General features: G+C 65.0%; 23 protein-coding genes. 16 read left to right on the top strand and 7 right to left on the bottom strand.

Going from position 1 to position 23,661, the window contains the following annotated elements; all coding sequences use genetic code 11:
• Positions 1-108 precede the first annotated feature (108 nt).
• The 6 genes from OXU50_04875 (at position 109) to OXU50_04850 (ending at position 2,546) form a co-directional block, all read left to right on the top strand.
• Positions 109-456: a hypothetical protein gene (locus OXU50_04875; protein ID MDD9869206.1), complete on the top strand. Its 348-nt coding sequence runs from the start codon at positions 109-111 to the stop codon at positions 454-456.
• 56 nt (positions 457-512) lie between these two features.
• Positions 513-884 (top strand): hypothetical protein, encoded by a 372-nt coding sequence (locus tag OXU50_04870; GenBank protein ID MDD9869205.1) that lies wholly within the window; start codon positions 513-515, stop codon positions 882-884.
• Between the two features lie 99 nt (positions 885-983).
• Positions 984-1,346 (top strand): hypothetical protein, encoded by a 363-nt coding sequence (locus OXU50_04865; GenBank protein ID MDD9869204.1) that lies wholly within the window; start codon positions 984-986, stop codon positions 1,344-1,346.
• Positions 1,347-1,385: 39 nt separating this feature from the next.
• Positions 1,386-1,787 (top strand): hypothetical protein, encoded by a 402-nt coding sequence (locus tag OXU50_04860; protein MDD9869203.1) that lies wholly within the window; start codon positions 1,386-1,388, stop codon positions 1,785-1,787.
• Position 1,788: 1 nt separating this feature from the next.
• Positions 1,789-2,175: a hypothetical protein gene (locus OXU50_04855; protein ID MDD9869202.1), complete on the top strand. Its 387-nt coding sequence runs from the start codon at positions 1,789-1,791 to the stop codon at positions 2,173-2,175.
• 29 nt (positions 2,176-2,204) lie between these two features.
• Complete coding sequence (locus OXU50_04850) at positions 2,205-2,546, top strand: hypothetical protein (protein ID MDD9869201.1); 342 nt, start codon at positions 2,205-2,207, stop codon at positions 2,544-2,546.
• A 66-nt stretch (positions 2,547-2,612) separates the two neighbouring features.
• Here the strand turns inward: OXU50_04850 and OXU50_04845 are convergent, their stop codons facing one another.
• The 7 genes from OXU50_04845 to OXU50_04815 form a co-directional block, all read right to left on the bottom strand.
• Complete coding sequence (locus OXU50_04845; protein ID MDD9869200.1) at positions 2,613-4,010, bottom strand: NADP oxidoreductase; 1,398 nt, start codon at positions 4,008-4,010, stop codon at positions 2,613-2,615.
• Positions 4,011-4,019: 9 nt separating this feature from the next.
• On the bottom strand, positions 4,020-4,325 hold the full coding sequence (locus OXU50_04840) for a ferredoxin family protein (protein MDD9869199.1): 306 nt from the start codon (positions 4,323-4,325) through the stop codon (positions 4,020-4,022).
• Between the two features lie 43 nt (positions 4,326-4,368).
• Positions 4,369-5,178 (bottom strand): formylmethanofuran dehydrogenase subunit C, encoded by an 810-nt coding sequence (locus tag OXU50_04835; GenBank protein MDD9869198.1) that lies wholly within the window; start codon positions 5,176-5,178, stop codon positions 4,369-4,371.
• Positions 5,168-6,073 carry a formylmethanofuran--tetrahydromethanopterin N-formyltransferase gene (gene fhcD, locus OXU50_04830; protein ID MDD9869197.1) on the bottom strand — a complete coding sequence of 302 codons (906 nt, stop codon included), beginning with the start codon at positions 6,071-6,073 and terminating at the stop codon, positions 5,168-5,170. The genes OXU50_04835 and fhcD overlap by 11 nt, the downstream gene beginning before the upstream one ends.
• A complete protein-coding gene (locus tag OXU50_04825) occupies positions 6,054-7,709 on the bottom strand; it encodes a formylmethanofuran dehydrogenase subunit A (protein ID MDD9869196.1) in 1,656 nt (551 codons plus the stop codon). Before OXU50_04825 ends, fhcD begins: the two co-directional genes overlap by 20 nt.
• Before the next feature lie 119 nt (positions 7,710-7,828).
• A complete protein-coding gene (locus OXU50_04820) occupies positions 7,829-9,232 on the bottom strand; it encodes a formylmethanofuran dehydrogenase subunit B (GenBank protein MDD9869195.1) in 1,404 nt (467 codons plus the stop codon).
• Positions 9,233-9,238: 6 nt separating this feature from the next.
• Positions 9,239-9,586 (bottom strand): hypothetical protein, encoded by a 348-nt coding sequence (locus OXU50_04815; GenBank protein MDD9869194.1) that lies wholly within the window; start codon positions 9,584-9,586, stop codon positions 9,239-9,241.
• Positions 9,587-9,829: 243 nt separating this feature from the next.
• On the opposite strand from OXU50_04815, the gene OXU50_04810 reads away from it, so the two are divergent.
• The 10 genes from OXU50_04810 to OXU50_04765 form a co-directional block, all read left to right on the top strand.
• On the top strand, positions 9,830-10,951 hold the full coding sequence (locus OXU50_04810) for an NAD(P) transhydrogenase subunit alpha (protein ID MDD9869193.1): 1,122 nt from the start codon (positions 9,830-9,832) through the stop codon (positions 10,949-10,951).
• 164 nt (positions 10,952-11,115) lie between these two features.
• Positions 11,116-11,409: an NAD(P) transhydrogenase subunit alpha gene (locus OXU50_04805; protein MDD9869192.1), complete on the top strand. Its 294-nt coding sequence runs from the start codon at positions 11,116-11,118 to the stop codon at positions 11,407-11,409.
• Between the two features lie 14 nt (positions 11,410-11,423).
• Positions 11,424-12,788: an NAD(P)(+) transhydrogenase (Re/Si-specific) subunit beta gene (locus OXU50_04800; protein MDD9869191.1), complete on the top strand. Its 1,365-nt coding sequence runs from the start codon at positions 11,424-11,426 to the stop codon at positions 12,786-12,788.
• Between the two features lie 140 nt (positions 12,789-12,928).
• Positions 12,929-13,921, top strand: a complete 993-nt coding sequence (locus OXU50_04795; protein ID MDD9869190.1) for a cupin-like domain-containing protein — start codon at positions 12,929-12,931, stop codon at positions 13,919-13,921.
• A 71-nt stretch (positions 13,922-13,992) separates the two neighbouring features.
• The gene (locus OXU50_04790; protein ID MDD9869189.1) at positions 13,993-14,961 is read left to right on the top strand and encodes a MoxR family ATPase; all 969 of its coding nucleotides are present in this window, start codon (positions 13,993-13,995) and stop codon (positions 14,959-14,961) included.
• A 4-nt stretch (positions 14,962-14,965) separates the two neighbouring features.
• Positions 14,966-16,045 carry a DUF58 domain-containing protein gene (locus OXU50_04785; GenBank protein MDD9869188.1) on the top strand — a complete coding sequence of 360 codons (1,080 nt, stop codon included), beginning with the start codon at positions 14,966-14,968 and terminating at the stop codon, positions 16,043-16,045.
• A 199-nt stretch (positions 16,046-16,244) separates the two neighbouring features.
• Complete coding sequence (locus OXU50_04780; protein ID MDD9869187.1) at positions 16,245-21,722, top strand: leucine-rich repeat protein; 5,478 nt, start codon at positions 16,245-16,247, stop codon at positions 21,720-21,722.
• 72 nt (positions 21,723-21,794) lie between these two features.
• Positions 21,795-22,376, top strand: coding sequence for a DUF4381 domain-containing protein (locus tag OXU50_04775; GenBank protein MDD9869186.1), 582 nt, complete (start codon positions 21,795-21,797; stop codon positions 22,374-22,376).
• A complete protein-coding gene (locus tag OXU50_04770) occupies positions 22,373-23,362 on the top strand; it encodes a VWA domain-containing protein (GenBank protein MDD9869185.1) in 990 nt (329 codons plus the stop codon). Before OXU50_04775 ends, OXU50_04770 begins: the two co-directional genes overlap by 4 nt.
• Positions 23,362-23,661: hypothetical protein (locus tag OXU50_04765; GenBank protein ID MDD9869184.1), on the top strand; the 300-nt coding region annotated here is incomplete at its 3' end. The genes OXU50_04770 and OXU50_04765, both read left to right, overlap by 1 nt.

Below are 23,661 nucleotides of genomic sequence, written 5' to 3'. Positions count from 1 at the left end.
ATCTGGTATCTTTGCACTGGGACAGCTCCCCCTTTGGGGCGGGGGGAAAAGAACCCGCGCTGTCCGCCGGTGGCGGACGGGCGCATACAACATGATGGAGTGAAGACCATGTACGACCACAACCAGATTAACAAAAGCATCAAAAGCCTTGCGAAGCGCTACCGTTCGGACAGCGCGTTCAAGGCCAAAGTGGACGCCGACCCCGCCGCCGCGCTTCGCAGCGAAGGCTGCGCCGCCATCGTGCCGGAAGGCGTTTCGGTGAATCTTCACCTCAACGATGCAAAGACGCTGCATGTCGTGTTTCCGCCCGCTTCGGGCATGCGGTTTGCAAAAGACGAGGCGCTGAACGAGGTTGCCGGAGGCATCTGCGGACGCCATGACCGCTACTCGTACCGTCCCCCCAGCCACTGGTACCCGCAAGGATGCAGAGGCAACTCCACCTGCTCGACGGCGTAGTTGCCGCAGGGTGAACCAGGCCAAAACACGCAACCCAGACATAAGGAGTGAAAACCATGAAAACCACCTGTGATTACAATGAAATCAACAAAAGCATCAAAAGCCTTGCGAAGCGCTACCGTTCGGACAGCGCGTTCAAGGCCAAAGTGGACGCCGACCCCGCCGCCGCGCTTCGCAGCGAAGGCTGCGGCGATTTGGCGCCGGAAGGCTATTCGGTGAAGCTTCATCTCAACGATGAAAAGACGATGCACATCGTGTTTCCGGGCGCGATAAAGTCCACGAGTGACGAGGATTTGAACACGGTTGCCGGCGGCAGATGGGGAGGCTATATAGAATACGGGCCGGATTACTACGCCCGAAAAGGCGGAAACGGACCCGTTCCGGCAGGCGGCCCGAAAATCGGCGGCCCCGGCAGTTGCATGGGGTAAGCCCGTCGTTTGTGAACCAGGCCAAAACCGGAGACAGAATCAGGCATTTGCCAAACCAGAGGGAATGAACCCAAAATCCAAACATAAGGAGTGAAAACCATGAAAACCACCTATGATCACAATGAGATCAACAAGGGCATCAAAAGCCTTGCGAAGCGCTACCGTTCGGACAGCGCGTTCAGGGCCAAAGTGGACGCCGACCCCGCCGCCGCGCTTCGCAGCGAAGGCTGCGCCGGCATTGTGCCGAAAGGCTTTGAGGTGAATCTTCACCTGAACGACGCCAAAACCCTGCATGTCGTGTTTCCGCCCGCTCCGAGTGTTTTCAAGGGCGCGATGGGCGACGAGGCGCTGGACGAGGTGGCCGGTGGCATCTGCGGACGGCATTCCCAGCACTCGTACCGTCCCCCCAGCCACTGGTACCCGCAGGGGTGCAGAGGCAACTCCACCTGCTCGACGGCGTAATTGCCGGCAGGATGAGCCGAAACCGGAGGGTTAAAACCAATGGAAGTTTCCAATGAAGTCATTGAGAAATTGAAGGGTCTGGCGCGCCGCTACCGCTCGGACAGCGAGTTCCGGGCGAAAGTGGACGCCGACCCCGTCGCTGCGTTTCGCAGCGAAGGCTGCGGCGGCCTGCTGCCGGAAGGCGCTTCGGTGAGTCTTCATCTCGACGATGAAAAGACGATGCATGTCGTGTTTCCGCCGATGGTGCGTTTCGAGGCCGCGGACGACGAGGAACTGGAGGCGATGGCCGGAGGGTCTTGCCAATACTACCAAAGCGGCCACGGCTACTATTCGCACAACGCAAACGACCGCGCGCAGCCTTACACTTTGAGCCACTCGCAGATGGACCAGATGAGTCCCGCGAGTCGCGCGTTCCTTAACAGATACTTCGGAGGAGGTTGAAATGACAGCAGTAAGAGAATGGAGGGACAATGTGCACGCACTGGTTCGCCGGTATCATGCCGACGCCGGTTTCAAGGCCGAGATGGACGGCGACCCGATTGGCGTGCTGAAGCGCGAGGGTTTCGGCGACACGCTGCCGGACACGGCGCTGATTCCGGCGGGCGCCTCGGTGCGCCTTCACATTGACGACGAGAACACGATGCATGTCGTGCTTCCGCCCGTCTCGTGCCTGCAACCGGCGGATGACGAGGCGCTGGCGCAGATTTCCGGCGGCGACTACGGCGGCGGCTACTCCGGCAGTTCGCCCAACGCCGGCGCCTGGCGCGTCAGCACCAGTTACCGCCTGGATTGGAGCTGGCCGTCGGTCAAACCGAGGCCAAGGCCGTAAACCGGCTTGGCCCGATGGAAGAGACTGAAATGACGGCAGTACGCAACCTGATAGACCATGTGCAGCAACTGGTGCGCCGGTATCATTCCGACGCCGGTTTCAAGGCCGAGATGGACAGCGATCCGCTCGCCGTTCTTCAGCGCGAAGGCTTTGACAAGGTGCTGCCGGATGTGGCGCAGGCGCCGCAGAGCGCCTCGGTGCGCCTGCATGTGGATGATGAAAGCACGATGCACATCGTGTTTCCGAAGGACGCCGGCGCCGTCCGCCTGAACGACCAGGGCCTGGGCGGCATCGCCGGCGGCGCGTGCTCGATGTACGCCAGCGGCGGCTGCGCCATCAGCACCGTGTCGTTTGAGCGATCCCGCCCGTGAAGGGCCACCGCGAAATCATCCGCGAGATGAAAAGCCTGGCGCGGCGCTACCATACCGCCGCCGGTTTCAGGCGCCGGCGGCGGCCAGCATTTCCTCAACGCGCGTGAACTTTTCGCGCGGCTTCTGCTTCGGTTCGCCGCGCTTGATTTCAGCGGCGTCTATCGCCTGCCACTGGGCGTAGTTGATGTGGCGCACGCCGCGCCCGTCGAGCATCTCGTAGAGTTTTGCCGCGCCCGGCTTCGGTGCGGCGTCCGGCGCCCGCAAATCCGGCCAATCGTCCAGCAGCGCGCCGACGGTTTCGACCGCGCACGCGCGGTTGGTGCCGATGATGCCGGAAGGGCCGCGCTTGATCCAGCCGGCGGTATAGACGCCGCGCACCACGCCGCCCTTTTCAGCGCTTCCGGCGTTTTCAATCATCCTGCCGGCGTCGTTCGGAAACACGCCGCGCTTTTCATCAAAGGGCACGCCCTCTATCGCGACGCCGCGGTAGCCGATGCTGCGAAACAGCAGCCCGCATTCCAGCGCGAAGGTCTCGCCCGTCGGGCGCGCGGCCTGTTCAAACGCATCGCCTGACAGGCTGTTTTCGGCGAACACGACGCGCTCAAGCCGCGCCGCGCCCTCCAGATGCAGCGGGCTTTTCAGGAAGGTGAAGCGGCACACGCGCGGCTTGCCGCCGCCGGCGGTCATCTGCCGGAACAGTTCCAGGTTCTTTTTGCCCATGGCGCCGGCCTTGTCGGCGATTTCGCGCTCGCTTTGCGGGTTGAGTTCGAGTTCGGCGGCATCCACGACGGCGTCGCAGTTGCCGATGGACAGGAATTCGCGCAGTTCCTTGGATGTGAATTTGGCCTGCGCCGGCCCGCGCCGCCCGACGACATGAATCTCGCGGATGCGGCTTTCGGCCAGCGCCTCAAGCGCGTGCGCGGCGATGTCGGTGTTTTTCAACTCGTCCGGCGACTTGGCCAGGATGCGCGCGGCGTCGGCGGCGACATTGCCCTGGCCGATGATGACGGCGGTCTCGTGCGAGAAATCAAACGAGCGGTCGCGGTAGTCGGGGTGGCCGTTGTACCACCCGACCAGTTCGGTCGCGGTGTGGCTGCCGGGCAGGTCCTCGCCGGCAACGCCGAGTTTTCTGTCGGTCTCCGAGCCGCAGGTGTAAATCACGGCGTCGTGCGTGCCGCGCAGTTCCGCCGCCGTCACATCGCGCCCGACGGTGACATTGCCGATGAAGTTGAATTCCGGGTTTTGCGCGATCTTCTGATAGACGCCGATGGCCTGCTTCAACTTCGGGTGGTCGGGGGCGACGCCGTTTCGCACCAGCCCGAACGGCGCCGGCAGGCGCTCGATCATGTCAATGCGCACGGCGCGGCCCGACTTGATCAGCGCCTCGGTCGCGTAGAAGCCGCTCGGGCCGGCGCCGACGACCGCCACTTGCAGCGGGTTTTTTGCGGTTTCGGGTTCAGCCACGGCGGCGCGTCAGAAGCCGAGGTCCTGCTTGCGCTCCTCCGCGCCCGGCAGCGGATCCATCTTCTCCTCAATCACCGGCAGGCCGGGGGCGCGCTCGGCGTTGATGGCGATCCACTCCTTCTTGTCTTCGGGCAGGTCGTCTTCCTCGTAAATCGCCTCGACCGGGCATTCCGGTATGCAGGCGCTGCAATCAATGCAGACATCGGGGTCAATGTAGAGCATGTCGTCGTCGAAGTGAAAGCAGGCGACGGGGCAGACCGACACGCAGTCGGTGAAGCGGCAGCCCTTGCAGTTGTCGGTAACAATGGTGGTCATGGCGTTGTCCTCCGTAGAAAAATAAGCGGTGAATTGTAGCAGTCTAACGGTGGAACAACAAAATTTCGCCCCGGTTCAGTTCCAGGCTGTCGCCGCTCCAGCGCCGCCAGCGCCCGTTGATGTGGCGCTCCTCGACGGCAAAGCCGAGGCCGCGCAGGTGTTCAAGGCAGAGTTTCAGGAACAGCGGGCGGTAACTGCATGCGTATTCGTAGGTCGGCAGCAGCGGCGCCGGGTTCATCGAGACGATGCTGCCGCGCTTCATGCCGGCGCCGGAACGGATGCCGAGGCTGCCCAGCACGACGATGGTGCCGGCAATCATGTTGACGCCGGTGAAGTCGCCGGCGTCGCCGCCGACCGCAATCAGGCCGCGCCGCATCGCGCCGCCGGCCTCGTTGCGGACGCTGCCGTGGACGAGGATTTCGCCGCCGCGGATGCCGGCGGCCTGGCCGCGGTAGGCGCTGCCGACCATGTGCCCGGCGTCGCCGTGCACGATGATGCGCCCGCCGCTCATTTCCGGTCCGACCCAGTCGTGGGCGTCGCCGCGCACGGTGATGACGCCGCCGCTCATGCCCCAGCCGACATGCATGCCGACGGCGCCTTCAACGACAATGCTGCCCTGCGCCATCTGCGCGCCGATTAGTTTGACCAGCGACAAGTCGCCGCCCACCACGATGTCATCCGCGCCCTTGCCCGCGGCGCTGAAAAAGTCGCCTAATTTGACGCGGCGGTTGCCGTGCATCGCGTCAAGGCGCTCGACCTTGTCCGCCGCCAGCCCGGCGACGCGGTGCGGCGTGATGCATTCCGCCTCCAGCGGCACTTCGGGCTGCGTGTGCAGCGTCAGTTCAAGCGCCATCTTCGCCCGCGCCGCCGAGGATGTCCTCGAGGTCCAGTTTGTAGCGGCCCAGATTGCCGCCGTAGTTTCCCGCCGAGATGATCAGCGCGCCTTTCTCCGCCGCCGCCACCATGCCGACGCGCATCGCCTCGCGCACCGCCGCCTCGGTCAGCCCGTTGATGACGATTTCATAGACGGCGTTGATGCTCTCCGGCAGTTGCGTCTCAACGCCGGCGCCGCGCAGACTCGGGCAGTAGGCGTCGTTGGTCGAGGCCACCAGCCCCTTGTATTTTGAGCCGATCTTGCTGCCCGAGCGGGTGCCGCCGGGAAACGGCAGAAACACATCGCCGACTTCGGCCATCGCATCGCACGCCGCCAGCGCCGCGCGCAGCGTCGCCGCCGCCGAGGCGCCCATGATGAAGAGGTTGCCGCCGCCGACGGTTTCGCGCACGCCGAACAGGTCGTCCACGAGGAATTCGCCGTCGAGCACCGGAATGCGCCACAGGCGCCGCCCGTTCAGCACCTTCGAGACCTGGTGGCCGTCGCCGAAATAGCGCAGCGCGCCGCCGACGGAGACGGTCTGTTCCGATTCAAGGCCGTTGAAACAGGCGGTCGTCGGGCAGGTCATCACGCACTGCCCGATGCGCTCCATCAGGCGTTTTCTGATGTCTTTCTCGCGCACCGTGAACAGCAGCACGCTGACGCCGGGCCTGCCGTCGGGCGTTTGCGCGGCGGGCACTTCGCGCTCGATGGCGGCCTCGCACGGACAGCCGATGACCGAGGTCGCAAACCCGGTCATCGAGCGCGCCGCGGTCAGCGCCCAGCGCCTGCCGTCGGCGGTGATGATGGCGCGCCCGCCCCACATCGCAAACGCCTCGGCGTAGGTCGGGACGATTTCAGTCTTTTTTATCTTCACCGTCGGTGCGGGTCGGGATGACCTCGTGCAAGTGCAGGAAGTCGTCGCGGATGGCGTAGTTATCAAAGCGGACGGTGTAGTAGTCGTCGAAGAACGGGCGGATGGCGTCTTCAATCGCGTTGTCGTGGCCGGGCGCGATGTGCAGCAGGCGCCCGTCGTGCGAGACCCTGAATTCGTGGTCGTCAACGACGGCGACGCCGTCCTTGATGACATAGCGCGGCGAGTTGAACATTTTCTCCCGGTCGGCGTCTTCGGTGTAAATCGTCACATCGGCGTCGGCGCCGACGCCCAACTGCCCCTTGTTGGCCAGCCCGAGCGCACGCGCCGGCCCGGCGCGGGTGATGATGGCGATTTCGCGCATCGTGTATTCCCGCTCAATGCTCGCCAGGCTGGTCGTCGCAATCGCCTTCTGGTTGAGGCGCTTGATTTCCTCGCGCCGGAAGCCGCTGTCCATCAGCAGTTTGATCAGGCGCGGGTACTGCATGAAAGAGCCGCCGTTGGGGTGGTCGGTGGACAGCACGAGGCGCCACGGATCCTCCGACAGCAGGAACAACTCCAGGCCGATGGCCCATTGCAGCGCGTGCGTGAAGACATGCTCCTGGTAGGCGAACGGGATGATGCCGCAGCCGCTTTCGCACTCGGTGTCGGCGTTGACCCACTTGCCCTTCTTGAAGCCGCGCAGCATCCACGCCAGCGGCGCGTCGGCGGTCATCGTGATGGCGTTGCCGAACATGACCTGGCCGACATCGGCGGTGACATTCGGGTTGGCGTTGATGTAGTCAATAATCTGCTGCGCCGCCGACCGCGGGTTGGCGCCCGGCTCGCCGCCGTAACTGTGGAACTGGATGTGCGCGATGTGCACGCGCCGCCCTTCCGCCGCCTTCATCGTTTGCAGCGTGGTGTTGAAGTTGCCGCTGTGGCCGAGGTTGTTGCAGTGAATGTGCGGCGGGTGCGGGAACCCCAGTTCGTTCACCGCCTCGATGAACGAGTGGATGACCTGCAACGGCGTCAGGTCGAAATAATCCACCTTCTGCTCAATGTCGCTGATGTTTTCGCGCCGCTTCTTCCACACTTCGTCGCTGCCCGGGTTCACCAGTTTCACCGTGTAGCCCTTGGCCGCGTTGATCCACCAGGCGATGGCCTCCCTGAAGTCGCGCTTTCTGCCCTCTTTCAGCAGCCGGTAGAGCAGCACATTGTTGCCGAGCAGCACATAAAAGCCCTTGTCTATGACCGGCGTGTCGGCCAGTTCCTCAATCACATGGCGCGCGAAAATCGGCGGCACCGCGGCCTCCATCGCCGTGGTGTAGCCCATCGTCGCGTAGCGGTAGCCGGTGGTGAAGGTCGAGGGCACGACGCCGCCGGTGCCCGAGCGCATGACATCGGTGCCGGGCTGCACATCCAGGCGGTGGTCTTCGGGCTGCAACTTGCGCGCCAGATTGACCTTCGGCCCGGCGATGTGGCAGTGAATGTCCACGCCGCCCGGCATCACCACCATGCCGTGCGCGTCTATCGTCCGCGCCGAATCCGAAACCGACTCGACAATCTTCCTGTCGCGAATGCAAATCGTCGCGACCTCGCCGTCCACGCCGTTCGCCGGATCATAAACACGTCCGTTGATAATGCGTAATTCAGACACGGCTGGTGGTCATCCGGGCTTGCTGCGGGCGCCTGCGGCGTTCGGGTGGGTGGTCTTGTTTTGCCTTGCGGCGGTTTGGCCTTGTGGCGTCGCGGTGTCGTGTTCGGCGGGGCGCGCGGTTACGGCGCCGCGCGTTGCGCCGCGGCGGCGTCGCGGCGCGGGCGCAGGGCGAGGATTTTGTCGCGGATGGCGGTCAGGATTTCCTCGTCGCCGGGGTACGGCGACTCAAACGCCGGGCGCAGTGTGATGGGCACATCGTCCATGCGGTACACGGTGCCGCCGGTGTTGATGCCGTAGGTGGCGACGGTGAAGGCGACCCTGGCGAGGCGGCTGGTCTCGGTCGGCTTGGTGTCGAGCGAGATGACCGGGATGCGGCGCAGCGTCTCAATGGCCTTTTTCGGGAAGTTGGAGGCGGGGTCGGTGGCGATGACCAGCGCCGCGTCGGCCTCGCCGCGCGCGAGCACATCCACCGTCGTGAATTCGCCGGGGTTGAAGCGCGGAAAGCCGCGGTTGAAATTAACGCCGAACGGGTAGCCCGTCTGCCACGACACGACATTGTCGGCGCCGGTCACATTGCCGTGGCCGCGCACCGGCTTGGCGACGAATGGCGCGTACTGGTTCAAATCCGCCGCCAGCGCCAGCACCGCACCCGAGTTGAAATGCCGCCCGCGCGTCATCGTCAGCCCCATGCCGAAGAACAGCACGCCGTAACTGCAACTCTTCATGCGCGCGACGAGATCGTCCAGCGTCTCGCGCGAAACCCCGGTGAGTTTCTCGACATCGGCGGTGATTTTTTTGCCGTTCACCAGCGCGCGCAACGTCCACAGCAGTTCAAAGTCCCTGCCGGGCTTGACCTGGATGAAAATGTCCGACACCGGCGCGCTCGGCGTCCTTCGCACATCCACCAGCACCACGGTGCGGTCTTTCTTGCCGTTCGGAATGTGCATGCCCTTCGGCGTCACCGCGTAGCGCGTGAAGTGGCGCGGGTGCGACTCGGCGGGGTTGCCGCCCCAGTAGATGACGAGGTCGGCGCGGTTTTTCACCTCGCCGAGCGTCGAGGTGGTCTCGCCGACGCCCTGAAACGCGATGCCGGAAGGGCCGTGGCAGACCGAGGTGGTCGTGTCCACGCTGCCCTTCACAATGTCGCTGATGGCGACGGCGACGCGCTGCGCCTCGCAGGTGGAATCGCTAAGCCCGTAGGTGATCGGGTAGCGCGCCTCAATCAGGATGCGCGCCGCCTCCTCGACGGCCTCCTCAACGCTCGCCTCGCGCCCGTCTATCAGCGCCGCCGGGCGGTCTTCAATGGTGTGTTCGGCGAACCACGCGCGCCCCAGCACGCAGGCGTTTTTCGCCTTGGTGATTCGTTTTTCCTTCAGGTCAACGGTCAAATCCATGTCGTCGCAGACGCAGCCGCAGAAGGTGCAGGTCGCGTTTTTGACGATCTTGATGTTGTCACCGCTTCCCGGCCCGCTGTTCGGCCCGGTGTTTGCCTCGGTGTTCGCCCCGTTGTCTTTGTCGCTCATCACAATTCAGCCGCTTTTGCCGGCGCCGGCGGCCTCGACCCGGACTTCAATCTGTTTCGACAGCGGCATGCCGCTGCCCGCCGTGTCGCTGCCCATCAACTCGCTCGATGACGGGCCGTAGGCCATGAAAATTATACCAGACGGCAAGTCCGACGCCTTCTTTGGCCGGCAGGTAACAACCACCTCGCCCTCCGGCGAACGCAGGCGCACGCGGTCGCCGTCTTTCAGTTTCATTTTCTTCATGTCGTTTTCGTTCATCTCCACCGTCGAGGTGACCTCAAGGTATTCGGCCTTCAGTTTGCCGGCGTTCAGCGAAGTGCCCTGCTTGCTGGTCCTGCCGGGAATCAATGTCATTGTTTTCAAGGGGTTCCTCGCAGTACTTGCAAAATAATGGCCCGCCGCCCGGCGCGCTTGCGGCGCGCGGGTGCAAAGAATACCGCAATTATTCCACCGCAGGCGGTGGCGTCAAGTATAAAATTCCCCTATAATATGCGCCGAATTGACCCCGGCGGGCCGGTTGTCTGCTATACTCCGCCGCCTTGCGGGGGGCGGAAACCGCCCGGAGCCGCCTGAACCGACCTTATCCAGGAGAACACAGTGAGCCAATCAAGCCAGCCGTGCGTTGGCGTCTTGTCGGAGACGACCGAACTTGAGAAGCGCGTCGCACTGGCGCCGGAAACGGCGCGCGCGCTGGTGGACGCGGGCCTCACGGTGGCGGTGGCGCGCGGCGCCGGCGCGGCGGCGGGGTTTGCCGACGAACTCTACACAGAGGCCGGCGCGTCGCTGTCGGACAACGACGCGGTGCTGAAACAGGCCGGCATTGTGCTGTGCGTCACGCCGTTTTCGCCCGACGCCGCCGACCGCCTGGCCGACGGCTGCATCGTCGCCGGTTTTCTCGACCCGCACGGCCAGCCGCAGACGGCGGAGGTTTTCAAGCGCAAGGGCATCACCAGTTTCGCGCTGGAACTGCTGCCGCGCACGACGCGGGCGCAGGCGATGGACGCGCTGTCGTCGCAGCGCTCGGTCATCGGCTATGTGGCGGTGCTGATGGGCGCCGGCCATCTGCCGCGTTTTATCCCGATGCTGACGACGCCGGCGGGCACCATCCGCCCGGCCAGCGCGTTTGTCATCGGCACCGGCGTCGCCGGCTTGCAGGCGATTGCGACGGCAAAGCGCCTCGGCGCGATTGTCATGGCGACGGATGTGCGCGCGGTGGCGAAGGAGCAGGTCGAGTCGCTCGGCGCGCGTTTTGTGTTTCCCGACATTGAAGCCGACGACGAGGGCGGCTACGCGCGCGAACTGACCGACGATGAAAAGAAAAAGCAGCGCGAGTTGCTGGCCAAAAGCATCGCCGACGCCGACATCGTCGTCACCACGGCGCTGATTCCGGGGCGCCCGGCGCCGAAGATCATCAGCGCCGACATGGTGCGCTCGATGAAGCCCGGTTCGGTCATCGTGGACGCGGCGGCGGACGGCGGCGGCAACTGCGAACTCGGCACCCCCGGCGCCACCGAAACCCACCACGGCGTTACGGTGCACGCGCCGCTGAATGTGCCGAGCCGCCTGCCGACCCATTCCAGCGTGATGTATTCGCGCAACCTGCACAACCTGCTGAAACTGATGCTTGATGACGACGGCAACCTGTCGTTCGACTGGGACGACGACATCCTGCAAGGCGCCTGCCTGACCGGCGAAGGCGCGAACAAGCGGGGCGGCTGACGCGCGGCGGCCCGCGCCAACAAGCCATTGCAACCGGACAAGCACCAACCAAACGAACGCCAACCAGACGAACGCCAACCAGACGAACGCCAACCAGGCAAACACCAACCACCCAACACCCAACACCAACCACACCAGGAGTCACCATGAGCGCGGAAGCGGAAATTGTCGGAATCATCGCACTGTATATCTTCATGCTGTCGGCCTTCACCGGCTACGAGGTCATCAGCCGTGTGCCCTCGATTTTGCACACGCCGCTGATGTCGGGTTCAAACTTCGTCCACGGCATCGTGCTGGTGGGCGCGATGGTCGTGCTCGGGCGCGCCGACCCGGACGACCTGACCAGCCTCGTCGTCGGCTTCATCGGCGTCGTGCTGGCCGCCGGCAACGCCGTCGGCGGCTATGTCGTCACCGAGCGCATGCTCGGCATGTTCAAGCAGAGCAACGACGCCAAATGATTTCAGACAACCTCATCCAGCCCGCCATACAGATCGCCTATTTTGTGGCGGCGTTTCTGTTCATCATCGGCCTGCGCCAGATGAGTTCGCCGGTGTCCGCCGGGCGCGGCATCGTCTGGGCCGGCATCGGCATGCTGGTGGCGACGCTGGTCACCTTCGGCTGGCCGGACCTCGGCAACTACACGCTGATGACGGCGGCCATCTTCATCGGCGGCATTCTCGCGTGGTTCACCGGCAAGCGCGTGCAGATGACCGGCATGCCGCAGATGATCGCGCTCTACAACGGCATGGGCGGCGGCGCCGCGGCCTGCATCGGCGCGCTGGAACTGCTGCACGCCGAACAGCACGGCCATGTGGTGCTGGCGCTGGCCGCCGCCGGCGGGCTGATCGGCTCGGTGTCTTTTTCCGGCTCGCTGATAGCGTTCGCCAAGTTGCAGGGGCTGATCAACAAGTCGTTTATTTACAGCGGCCAGCACTTCATCAACGCCGCGCTGATGGGGGTGGCGGTGTTTCTCGGCGTGTGGTTCGCGTGGGGCGATGTGCCGGGCCACCTGCTGATTGCGTTTTTTGTCATCGTGCTGCTGCTCGGCGTGCTGATGACGCTGCCCATCGGCGGCGCCGACATGCCGGTTGTCATCTCGCTGTACAACGCGCTGACCGGCCTCGCCGTCGGCTTTGAGGGCTTTGTGCTGAACAACGCGGCGATGATCATCGCCGGCACCGTGGTCGGCGCGGCGGGCACGATGCTGACGCAGTTGATGGCGAAGGCGATGAACCGCTCGCTCGCCAATGTGCTGTTCTCCGGCTTCGGCGCGCAGCAGGAGACGGGCGACGATGTCGAGGGGCAGATGAAGCCGATCGAGGCCAACGACGCGGCGGTGATGATGGCGTATTCGCAGAAGGTCATCATCGTGCCGGGCTACGGCATGGCGGTGGCGCAGGCGCAGCACAAGATATGGGAGTTTGTGCAGTTGCTGGAGGAAAGGGGCGTGGAGGTGCGCTTCGCAATCCACCCGGTGGCCGGGCGCATGCCGGGGCACATGAATGTGCTGCTGGCCGAGGCCGGCGTTCCGTACGACAAGATATTTGACCTGGAGGAAGTCAATTCAGACTTCCCGCAAAGCGATGTCGCGCTCGTCATCGGCGCCAACGATGTTGTCAACCCCGACGCCCGCACCAACAAGGCCAGCCCGATTTACGGCATGCCGATACTGGACGCCGACCGTGCCGCCACCTGCATCGTCATCAAGCGCGGACAGGGCAAGGGCTTTTCCGGCATTCAGAACAAACTGTTTTTCGCCGACAACACCAAGATGCTCTACGGCGACGGCCAGCAGGTCTGCGCCAATCTGGTGCAGGGCATCAAGCAACTGGGCTGAATGCCCGCCGCGCCGCCGCGCCGCCGCCGCACGGGCGGCGCGCCCGCCCGCAGTGCCGCAAGTGTCTGAACTTGTCGGGCGCCCGCCGTTTTTACTATAATGAAGCCCCCGCAGTTTGCGCTGCCGGGGGGAGGTGAACGATGTCCGTATTCGGAGTTGAAATACAAAAGCCGCCGGAGATGTCGGCGCTTGATTTGCTGCTGGGCGATTTCGACCGCGGCAAATTCTTTGACGAGCACTGGGAAAAGCGCAGCCTTGTGCTGAAGCACAACGACCCGGGCCGTTTTTCGGACCTGATCAACAGGGAACAGTTCATCAAGGAAGAGGTGCACCACTGCGACCGCATCCGCGCCAACTACGACGACCCGAACGGCTGGGCGTCGGAAGTGGACATTCTCCCCGACCAGGCCGCCAAATTCTACGAGGCCGGCATGACCATCGCCGCGCTCGACCTGCCCGAGACGGGGCCGCGCAAAAAGTTTCTTGAGGCGTTTCGCGCCGAGGTGTTTCCGATGGCGCCGGTGCATTTCAGTTCGTACTACTCGCCGCACACCAAGGGCTACTGCCTGCACTTCGACACCTACCCGGCGTGGCTGATGCAGGTTGAGGGCTGCAAGCACTGGTACATCAGCCGCAAGCCGGTGCTGAAAAACCCGCAGTTCAACATCGTCTTCCCGCCCGACCGCGATGTGCTGAAACTGCCGTGGATTACGCTGCAAAAGCCCGATGTGGAAGACCCGGACGAGTTCTGGTCGGTGATGCTGGAGCCGGGCGATGTCATCTACATGCCCGCCGCGACCTGGCACCAGGCGCGCGCCGAAGACTACTCGCTGGGGCTGACGCTGGCGGCGGCGCAAATCAGCGCGTTTGACATGCTGATTGCCGTGGTGCAGCACAGCCTGCCGGCGCCCGAATTCCAGGTGCTGGTCGAGCGCATCGGCGGCATGGACGCGGCGCAGGTGAAGGACGGCAAACTGTCGGACGAACTGGAATCGCTGCTGGCCGAGCGCCTTGATCTTTTCAAGAATCTGGTGTCGCGCATTGAGGTGGCGAACCTGTGCCGGGCGTTTGAACTTCTGTCGCAGACTCCGCCCGACCAGATGTTCAAAAGAGAGCCGAAGCGCGACGTCTGAAACCGCCGCCGCGCGTCCCCCGTGCACACGCTGCGGGCGTGCTAAAATTGCCCGCCTTACCCCTTCGCACCGTGTCCGCCCGCTCCGAAATCGGCGGCCTTCAGGGCCGCCTTGAACGCCAGATTATCGGCCAGGCGGCGCTCGTCAAACGCCTGCTGATTGCGCTGCTTGCCGACGGCCACCTGCTGGTTGAAGGCGCGCCGGGGCTGGCCAAGACGCGCGCCGTCAAGGTGCTGGGCGACGCCGTTGAGGGCGATTTTCAGCGCATCCAGTTCACCCCCGACCTGCTGCCCGCCGACCTCACCGGCACCGAGATTTACCGCCCGCAGGAGGGCGTCTTCAAGTTTCGCCACGGCCCGCTGTTTCACAACCTGATACTCGCCGACGAAATCAACCGCGCGCCGGCCAAGGTGCAGTCGGCGCTGCTTGAGGCGATGGCCGAGCGCCAGGTGACGGTGGGCGACCGCACCTACCCGCTGCCGCGGCTGTTTCTGGTGATGGCGACGCAGAACCCGATTGAGCAGGAAGGCACCTACGGCCTGCCCGAGGCGCAACTCGACCGCTTTCTGATGCATGTGCGGATTGACTACCCCGAAGCCGAACACGAGCAGGCCATCCTGCAACTGGTGCGCGGCGAGCAGTTCAGCGACGCCACCGCACCCGGCGCCGACGCCGAAGCGGTCGCGCAGCGCGCGATTTTCGAGGCGCGCGACGAGATACTGGGCCTGTACATGTCGCCGGAACTGGAGGACTACCTGCTGCAACTGGTGCTGGCGACGCGCAACCCCGGCGCCTACGGCGACGACCTGGCCGGCTGGCTGCAATACGGCGGCAGCCCGCGCGCGACCATCGCCACCGACCGCTGCGCGCGCGCCCACGCCTGGCTGGACGGGCGCGATTATGTCACGCCCGACGATGTGCAGGCCGTGGCCGCCGATGTGCTGCGCCACCGCCTGATTCTGAACTACGAGGCCGAGGCCGAGGGCGTGACACCGGACAAGGTCGTGGCCGAACTGCTCGCCCGCATCGCGGTTCCCTGAGTTGATGGGCGCGGAGGCGGCGGGCGCCGCGGCGGTGCGGGTTTCGGTCGCGTCGCTGATCGGGCTGGCGCACGCGGCGCGGGGCCTGTCGCTGCACCGCGGCGATGTGCGCGCAAGGCGCAGCGATGTGCGGCGTTCGCTGTTCAAGGGGCGCGGCATGGAATACGACGAATCGCGCCTTTACCAGCCCGGCGACGATGTGCGCCACCTTGACTGGCGCGTTACCGCGCGCACCGGCAAACCGCACACCAAACTGTTTCGCGAGGAGCGCGAACGCCCGGTGTTTCTGTGGGTGGACTGCCGCGCGCCGATGTTCTTTGCGACGCGCGGGCGCTACAAGTCGGTCGCCGCGGCGCAACTGGCGGCGCTGCTGGCGTGGAGCGCGGTGCACGACGGCGACCGCATCGGCAGCGTGCTCTTCACCGAGGGCACGCACCGCGAAATCAAGCCGCAGCGCGGCAAGACCGGCGCACTGCGGTTGTTTCGGGAATTGGCGGGTGTTGGGGGTGCGGCGGTTGGCGATGATGGCGCGGCGCACGGCGGCGGTGCGGCGCGTGGCAGTGGTGGCGCGGCGTTCGGTGGTGCAATGCCTGGCGGCGGTGGCGGCAACGGCGGTGATGGCGGCAACGGCGGCGGCGGCGGCAACGGCGGCGCTGGCGGCAACGGCGGCAATGGCGCGGTGTCCAGCGGCGGCCCCGCAGGCGCGCTGCTGCGGCTGTCGCACATCGCGCGTCCGGGCAGTCTGATTTTTTTCATCAGCGATTTTCGCAACTTTGACGAGCGCGCCGAAACCCGGCTGGCGCAACTCGCCGCGCACAGCGAGACGGTGCTGGTGTTTGTCTGCGACGCGCTGGAAGAGCGTTTGCCGCCGCCCGGACATTACCGCGTTGGCGACGGCGCGCGCGACTTTCATCTGGACACCGGCGACGCGCAGTTCGCCGCCGACTACGCGGCGCGCTTCAAACGCCGCGCCGCGCGCCTGCGGGCGCTGGCGCGCAAGTTGGGCGTCGGCTTTCTGCAATGCCGCACCAGCGACGACCCGCTGGCCGTGTTGCAGCGGCATTTCGGCACGCGCGCGCGGTGAGGCGGGAGTGGGGATGCGGGGCGGCGGCGGCGGCGGCCGGCGGCGGCGCGCGGCGCGCGGCGGGCGCGGTGAGGCGGGCTTTTCGGGGGTTTTTGGCCGGGCCTCGGCCTTTCGGCGATATAATACAGACATCGCCGAAGGGCGCGGGACAGTTCGGGGCAAACCGGCGCCGGTTTTGCGGGAAGGCGGCGCGAAGGCTATGGAAATGAACATCATCAGAACAACGATTGCGGAAAGGTGGCGGCGGTTTTCGGGCGCGGCCAATTTTGTTGCGGCGGCGGTGCTTGTGTGTGCGGGTGCGGGTGCACAGGCGCAGTCCTTTTATCTTGAAGACGCCGACCCGGCACCCAACACCATCGCCGCGACCGCAACGGCGGGCACGAATGTCGCGGGGGTGGCGCCGACGGTGCGGGTCGGCGCCGTTGTCGTCACAACCGGCGTGGCCTACACGCTGACCGGCAGCGCCTTGTTCGCGGTTCATTCAACATCGGGTGCGATTTTCTCGACAAGCCTTTTGACGGACGCCAACCGCGGGCGGCATCCGGTTACGCTGACGGCGTCGTACAGGGGCGGCGAGAGCAGTTTGCCGCTGGTCATCGGCGTCCACCCTGCAGGCGGCTTTGATATTTGCGACCGCACGCCGGTGGTGCAGGAAGAAATCCTGTACCGGGTCAATACCCAGGACGAAGTTCGCGCCCTTGGAACCCCGTATCGCTGTGCCAACATTCCGGCAATCTATATGGCGTCCGTCCAAACGCTGAATTTTTCCGGATACTCGACGACCGTGGAGACCTTGCTGGTTCACGATTTCGAGGGGCTGTCCGGGTTGACCTCCTTGAATCTGAACTCTCTCGGGCTGCGGCGCTTGCCGCCGGCGGTGTTCGGCGGTCTGGCCAATCTGCAAAGCCTGATTTTGAGTAACAATAATCTGGCACCACTGCCGCCGGATCTTTTCAGAGGGCTGTCCAGGCTGAGCCTTTTGTACATGGATTCTCTCGGACTGCGGAGTTTGCCGCCGGGCATTTTCAGCGATTTGCCCCTTCTGTTTGATTTGGATCTGAGTACCAATAATCTGGCATCGCTGCCGCCGAATCTTTTCGGGAATCAGCCCCTTTTGGGTGCTTTGTCATTAATCGGCAACCGCCTGACATCGCTGCCGCAGGATATTTTCAGCGGTTTGATTAATCTGCAGGCTCTGGAGTTGGTGGGCAACGACAATCTGGTATTGCCGGCGCGGGTCGTCGCCGACCTGGCAAGGCAGCCCCTTATTGAAGTGCAGATGGACCGCAGTGCTCGCATCGGCGGCATTCAATACCGCCTGGATGGCGGGGTCGTCACGCAGTTGGCGCTGCATGAGGGGGAAAGCCGCAATCTTCAGGTCAGGGTGGACGGCGGCATCGGCAGCACATTGACGCTGGTTGCGCGGATAGACGGCGCGCCGCCGCTCGCCGTAACGCCGGCGACAATCCGGTTCGGCCCGCCTCCCGGCACCGACACGGCGGTCGTGGAGTTGACGGCCCGGGCGGACCGCAATAATTTTGGCCGCAGCACCGGTTCGGTGTCGTGGGCATGGACGATGTCTCTCGACGGGGGCGCAGTCGAAATCCGGACACAAAGCCTGCGTCTGGATGTGTTTGAACCGGTCAGCCTTGAGGACGCCGACCCGTCAACCAACATCATTGCCGCGAGCGCGGTGACGGGCACGCCGGTGGGGGGCATCACGCCGGTGGCGCGTATTCGGGGCGTTGTTCAGACGGATGGCGTGATGTATTCGCTGGACGGCGGGCTTGCTGATTTGTTCGCGGTCAACACGGCGTCGGGCGTGATTTTCGCGGCGCGCCAACTGGAGGAAAGCGATGTCCGCGCCCGCGCATATCCGGTTACGCTGACGGCTTCGCACACCTTGGGCATGGCGCGTCTGCCGCTGGACATTGAGGTTCGTTCCGGCGTTTCCATCTGCGACCGCACCGCCGGGGTGCGCGATGAAATCCTGCGCATCATCAACAGCCGCTCCGCGGGCGCGGCGCACGGTTGTGATGCCGTGCCGCCGGCTGTTCTGGCGTCCATCGCCACGCTGACGATTCCGCGTCAGCGCGTTGTGACGCTGCTGGCGCATGATTTTTCCGGGATGCCGGCACTGGAATACCTGCGTCTGGAGCGTCTCGATTTGACCGGCCTGCCGGAGGGCATTTTCAGGGACACAACCAATTTGCGCGTGCTGAATCTGGCGGAAAACAGATTGGCATCGTTGCCGCCGGGCATTTTCATGAATCTGGGCCAACTGACAGAACTGAATCTGACCGGCCTTGCCACGACCGGCCTGCCGGAGGTTGTTTTCAGCGGTTTGCCGAATCTGCGCAGGTTGAGTATGTTAGAAAGCAGATTGGCATCGCTGCCGCCGGGCCTCCTGAGGAATCTCGGCATGCTGCAACACCTGCAGTTGTCGTTGAGCAACGACTTGACGGAACTGCCGGCGCCGCTGCTGGCCGATCTGGAGAAAATCTCCCCCCCCGTCTTTCTCGGGCTTGACAGTGAAGCCAATCGTCGTTTCAACGGCATCGAAACCAGCCGCCGCATCGGCGGCATCCGCTACCGCCTGGACGGCGTGACAACCACGGCGCTGACACTGAATGAAGGAGACAGCCGCAGTCTTCAGGTTGAGGTCGTCGGCGGCGTTCGCAGCACCTTGACGCTGGTGTTCCGGACAAGCGCCGAATCGCGTTTCACGGCCACGCCGCCGGTCATCCGGCTCACCGCGTCCCGCAGCACGGCGGCTGTGGCGCTGGCGGCGCCGCCGGATTTGAACGCCGGCGACAGAAGCGGCCCGGTGTCATGGGTGTGGGCGAGTTTTTCCGGCAGGGGACTGACCGAACTCCCGGCGCCGGATTTGCGGATAACCGTGCGTGACACGCACCGGTTTGACGACGCCGACCCCGCGCCCAACCGGATTGGCGAAACCGCGCCTGCGGGTGTGGCGGTGTCGGGCTGGTCGCCGCGGGTTCTGGTGCGAAATGTTGTCGCGACGAATGTGCGTTACAGCCTGTCGTCGGACGCCGGCGGCCTGTTTCAGATTGACACCGCGAGCGGCGCGCTGTCGCTGGCGCCGGGGCGGATGCTGAATCACGCGACAACCCCCACCTATCCGGTCACGGTCATCGCGCAAGTGACGGATTCCGGCGTGACGGGGTCGCTGGCGGCGACCATTGAAGTCTTCACGCTCGCGCTTGACGACGCCGACCCGGCGCTCAATGTCATCGCCGCGACGGCGCCGCAGGGCACGCCGGTGTCGGGAGTGCGGCCGGTGCTGCTGGTTGACGGCGCCGCCGTCGCGGACGGCGTTTTTTACACGCTGACCGGTTCCGGTTTGTTCACGGTCGCGACGGCGTCGGGGATGATTTCTTCGGCGGGCGCGCTGGGCGGCGCCGGTGCTCATCCGGTTACGCTGACGGCGACATACCGGGGCGCACCGGCGGAATTGCCGCTGACCATCAGCGTTCACGCTGAAGACAACTTTAATATCTGCGACCGCACGCCGGTGGTGCAGCGGGAGATTCTGTACCGCGTCAACACCCAGGCCGCAGTTCGGAGCCTGGGACTTGAATATGGCTGCGGCAGTGTTCCGACAACCCGGATGGCGTCCATCCGGCTGCTGGATTTTTCCCGATACTCGACGACCGCGGAAACCTTGCTGGCTCATGATTTCGCCGGGCTGTCCGGGCTGATCGTTTTGCAACTGAGCTCTCTCGGCCTGCGGCGTTTGCCGCCCGGTATTTTCAGCGGCCTGCGCGTTCTGGACGGTTTGTCATTGAGCGACAACAGTCTGACATCGCTGCCGCCGGGCATTTTCAGCAACTTGCCAGTGAATTTGTTGTCGTTGGCTGCGAATAATTTGGGGTCGTTGCCGCCGGACATTTTCAGCGATTTAAGCCGTTTGCAGACTTTGGATTTGCAATTCAATGACAATCTGAAATTGCCGGCGCAGGCCGCCGCCGACCTGGAAGGACTGGGCCTTGCCAATCTGGAGGTTGAGCGCGCGGTTATCCCCGATTTCCGCATCGGCGGCTTTCAATACGCTTCGGCGCCGGGGAATCAGTTGGGTTTTCCGGAAGGGGAAAGCCGCAATGTCCGGCTTGAGGTGCCCGGCGGCGTTCGCAGCACATTAACGCTGGTTCTCCGGGTGGACGGTGACCGGCAGTTCACCGTCACGCCGACGACCGTCCGCTTCAGTCCGCTTTCCAATACGGATACGGCGGTCGTGGAGGTGGCGGCGGCGGTGGACGAGGAGGTAGGCACCACTCACGCCTGGATGTCATGGGCATGGGCGGTTCCCGGCGACCTGTCGTCTGTGGCGACCGAAATCCGGACACGGCGCCTGCTGGTGATAGTGAACGACGACAGCGGGCTTGTGGACGCCGACCCCGCCGACAACCGGATTAGCGAGGCGGCATCGCCGGGCGATTTGGTGTCGGGCTGGTTACCACAACTGGTGGTTGACGGCGTTACCGAGACAGAGGTGCGTTACCGCCTGTCGTCGGACGCCGGCGGCCTGTTTCAGATTCATCCGACCAGCGGCACGCTGTCGCTGGCTTCCGGGCGAACACTGGATTACGAGACCTCCACCGCCCATACAATCAGGGTGCATGGGCAGGGTTCCGGCGGCGAATGGCCCCTGGCAACGACCATCTTTGTGGACAACGCGCCGGAATTGTCGCTCAGCGGCACCGTCACCGGCTCCATTTCGGAGACGGCGGCCATGGGCACGGTGGTGTCCGGCATCGGCGTGTTGCTGCTGGACGACGGCGTGCCCGTGTCGTCCTCCGACGGGGTTGTCTGGTCGCTGTCAGGCGCGGGTTCGCATATTTTCGAGCCGGATATCAGCGGTTCTGTGGCGGTTTTGCGACTGACGGGCGCTCTCGACTACGAGACGACGCCGGTTCACACGCTGACGCTGCAGGCGGATTACCTGGGCGGATTCGCCACGACGCAAGTCACCGTGCAGGTGCTGAACGCGGTGGAAAGACTGACGCTTGAGGCGGTCGGGCCGACGCCGTTCCAAATCGGCGAAGGCGCAAATCTGGGTACGGTCGTCGGCAGGGTGCAGGCGAGGGACGATGCCGGAAACCTGTTGACCAGCGGAGTGTTTTACACTGCGGACGGCGATGGAAAATTCCACATCAGTGGCAATGGCGACATCTTCGTTCAAGGCCAGTTGGACTTTGAGGCCTCAACCTCGCACACGCTGTTCATCACGGCATTGTACGAGGAATTGGCTCCGGCTCAACTCCGGGTGGACATCGTCGTCGTGGACATCCGCAACGACCTGCAAATCGTGGATCAGTCAAGCGCCGAAAACATCGCGTCCAACACCACCGGTGGCCGGGTTCGCGGCCTCGACATCGTGTTTCAGGTTGACGGCATCAACCAGGTTGGCACCGCGTCGGCGTGGAGTCTGCCCAGTGACGCCGGCTTGTTTGACATCAACAGCGCGACCGGCGTTATCACACTGCGCGAGCCCATCAACTTCGCGCCCGCAGGTTTCGACATTTTCGTGCACGCCACCTGGACGGGCGGTGACGGAACGCCGATGACGCCGAACCCGCTGCCGCTGACCATCGAAATCAACGACGGCGTGCCGGTGCGCATCCGCGTCTTCCTCGAAGGCGCCGTCATTCCCTGACCGGCCCCGGCCCGCGTCGCACCCTGACTGCGAACGGGTGCGCGGCGGCGCCGTGTTACTATCCGATGTCCGATGAACCCAGTCAGCGAATTGCTTGCCGGTTTGCGCGACATCCATCTGCCCGCCGCGGTGTCGTGGTGGCCGCCGGCGCCGTTGTGGTGGTGGTCGCTGGCGGCGCTGGCGGTTGCGGCGGCGTTGTCGGTGGCCGCCGCCGTCGTGCTGCGGCGGCGGCGCGAACGCGCCGCGACGCTGTCGGCCTGCCGCCTCGCGCTGCGTGAACTCGGCGTGCTGCGGCGGCGGTTTTTCGCCGGCGGAAACGCCCGCGACCTGCTGGCGGGCCTGTCGGTGCTGCTGCGGCGCACCGCCATCAGTTTGTCGCCGCGCGCCGAAACCGCGGCGCTGACAGGCGATGCGTGGCTTGCGTGGCTTGACGCGCGCGCCGGGCGCGAATTGTTCAGCCGCGGCGCCGCGCGCGCCATCGCCAACGCCCCCTACCGCCCTTCCGCCGACGCCGACGCACGCGCCGTGCTGATCGCGTGCGAGGAATGGCTGACGCTGATGTCGCAAGATGAAGAGCCGCCCGATAACGCACTTGCGCCGCGCCGCGCCCGCCGCCGCAATGTAATGCCGCAAGATGAAGAGCCGCGCCGATGATGCACTTTGAATGGTGGTGGGCCTGGCTGCTGCTGCCGCTGCCGCTGCTGCTGCGGCGCCTGCTGAAGCCCGCGCGCGGCGCCGACCAGGCCGCGCTGCGCGTGCCGTTTCTGGCCGACCTGGAACGCCCGCGGCGCGGCGGCGGCGCGGCGTTCAGGCGCTGGCCGCTGCTGCTGGCGCTGCTCGGCTGGCTGCTGCTGATTGCCGCGCTGTCGCGCCCGCAGTGGCTCGGCGAACTCACGCAGGCGCCGGTCAGCGGGCGCGACCTGATGCTCGCGGTGGACATCTCCGGCAGCATGAAGGAAAGCGACTTCGCGCTCGGCGGGCGCCGCGTCAGCCGCATTGAAGCCGCCAAGGCGGTCGGCGCCGACTTCATCGTGCGCCGCGAAGGCGACCGCATCGGCCTGATTGTGTTCGGCGGGCGCCCGTATCTGCAAATGCCGCTGAGTTTCGACCTGAAGGCCGTCAGCGGCATGTTGGCCGAAACCTTCATCGGCCTCGCCGAAGAGCGCGAAACCGCCATCGGCGACGCCATCGGCCTCGCGCTGAAACGGCTGCGCCGCCGCGAAGGCGACCGCGTGCTGATTCTGCTGACCGACGGCGCCAACAACGCCGGCAGTTTGTCGCCGCAGGTGGCGGCGGACCTCGCGGCGCGCGAGAACATGAAAATCTACACCATCGGCATCGGCGCCGACATCGGCAACCGCGCCCAGTTTGACATGTTCCGGCGCGGCTCCGAACTGGACGAGGAAACGCTGAAAGCCATCGCCGGCGCCACCGGCGGGCGCTACTTTCGCGCGCGCAACACGCCGGAGTTGGCCGAAATCTACCGCCTGCTCGACCGCATTGAAGCGGTTGAGCAGGACGCCGCCACCTTCCGCACCCGCCGCGTGCTTTACCCGTGGCCGCTGGCCGCGGCGGCGCTGATTGCGGGCTTTGTGCTGCTGGCGATGGCGCGCGTGTTCCGCCCGCGGGGCGTTGCCTGATGCTGCCCGCCGACTTTCATTTCCTGCGCCCGGCGTGGTTCATCGCGCTGCTGCCGCTGGCGCTGCTGCTGGTGCTGCTGGCGCGCGGCGGCCTCGCCCGCAGCAACTGGGAGGCGGTGTGCGACCGCCACCTGCTGCCATTCATCCTGATGGGGCGCGCGGTCGCGGGCCGCCGCCGCTCGCTGGCGCTGATTGCCGCCGCCGGCGTGCTGGCGCTGACGGCGCTGGCCGGGCCTGCGTGGGAGCGCCTGCCGCAGCCGGTGTTCCGCGACCAGTCGGCGTTTGTCATCGCGCTTGAC

The organism is Gammaproteobacteria bacterium (assembly GCA_028817225.1).
GTDB lineage: Bacteria > Pseudomonadota > Gammaproteobacteria > Poriferisulfidales > Oxydemutatoraceae > Oxydemutator.
Note: the sequence above shows the minus strand (reverse complement) of the source record. Positions and strands in the feature narration are given on the sequence as shown.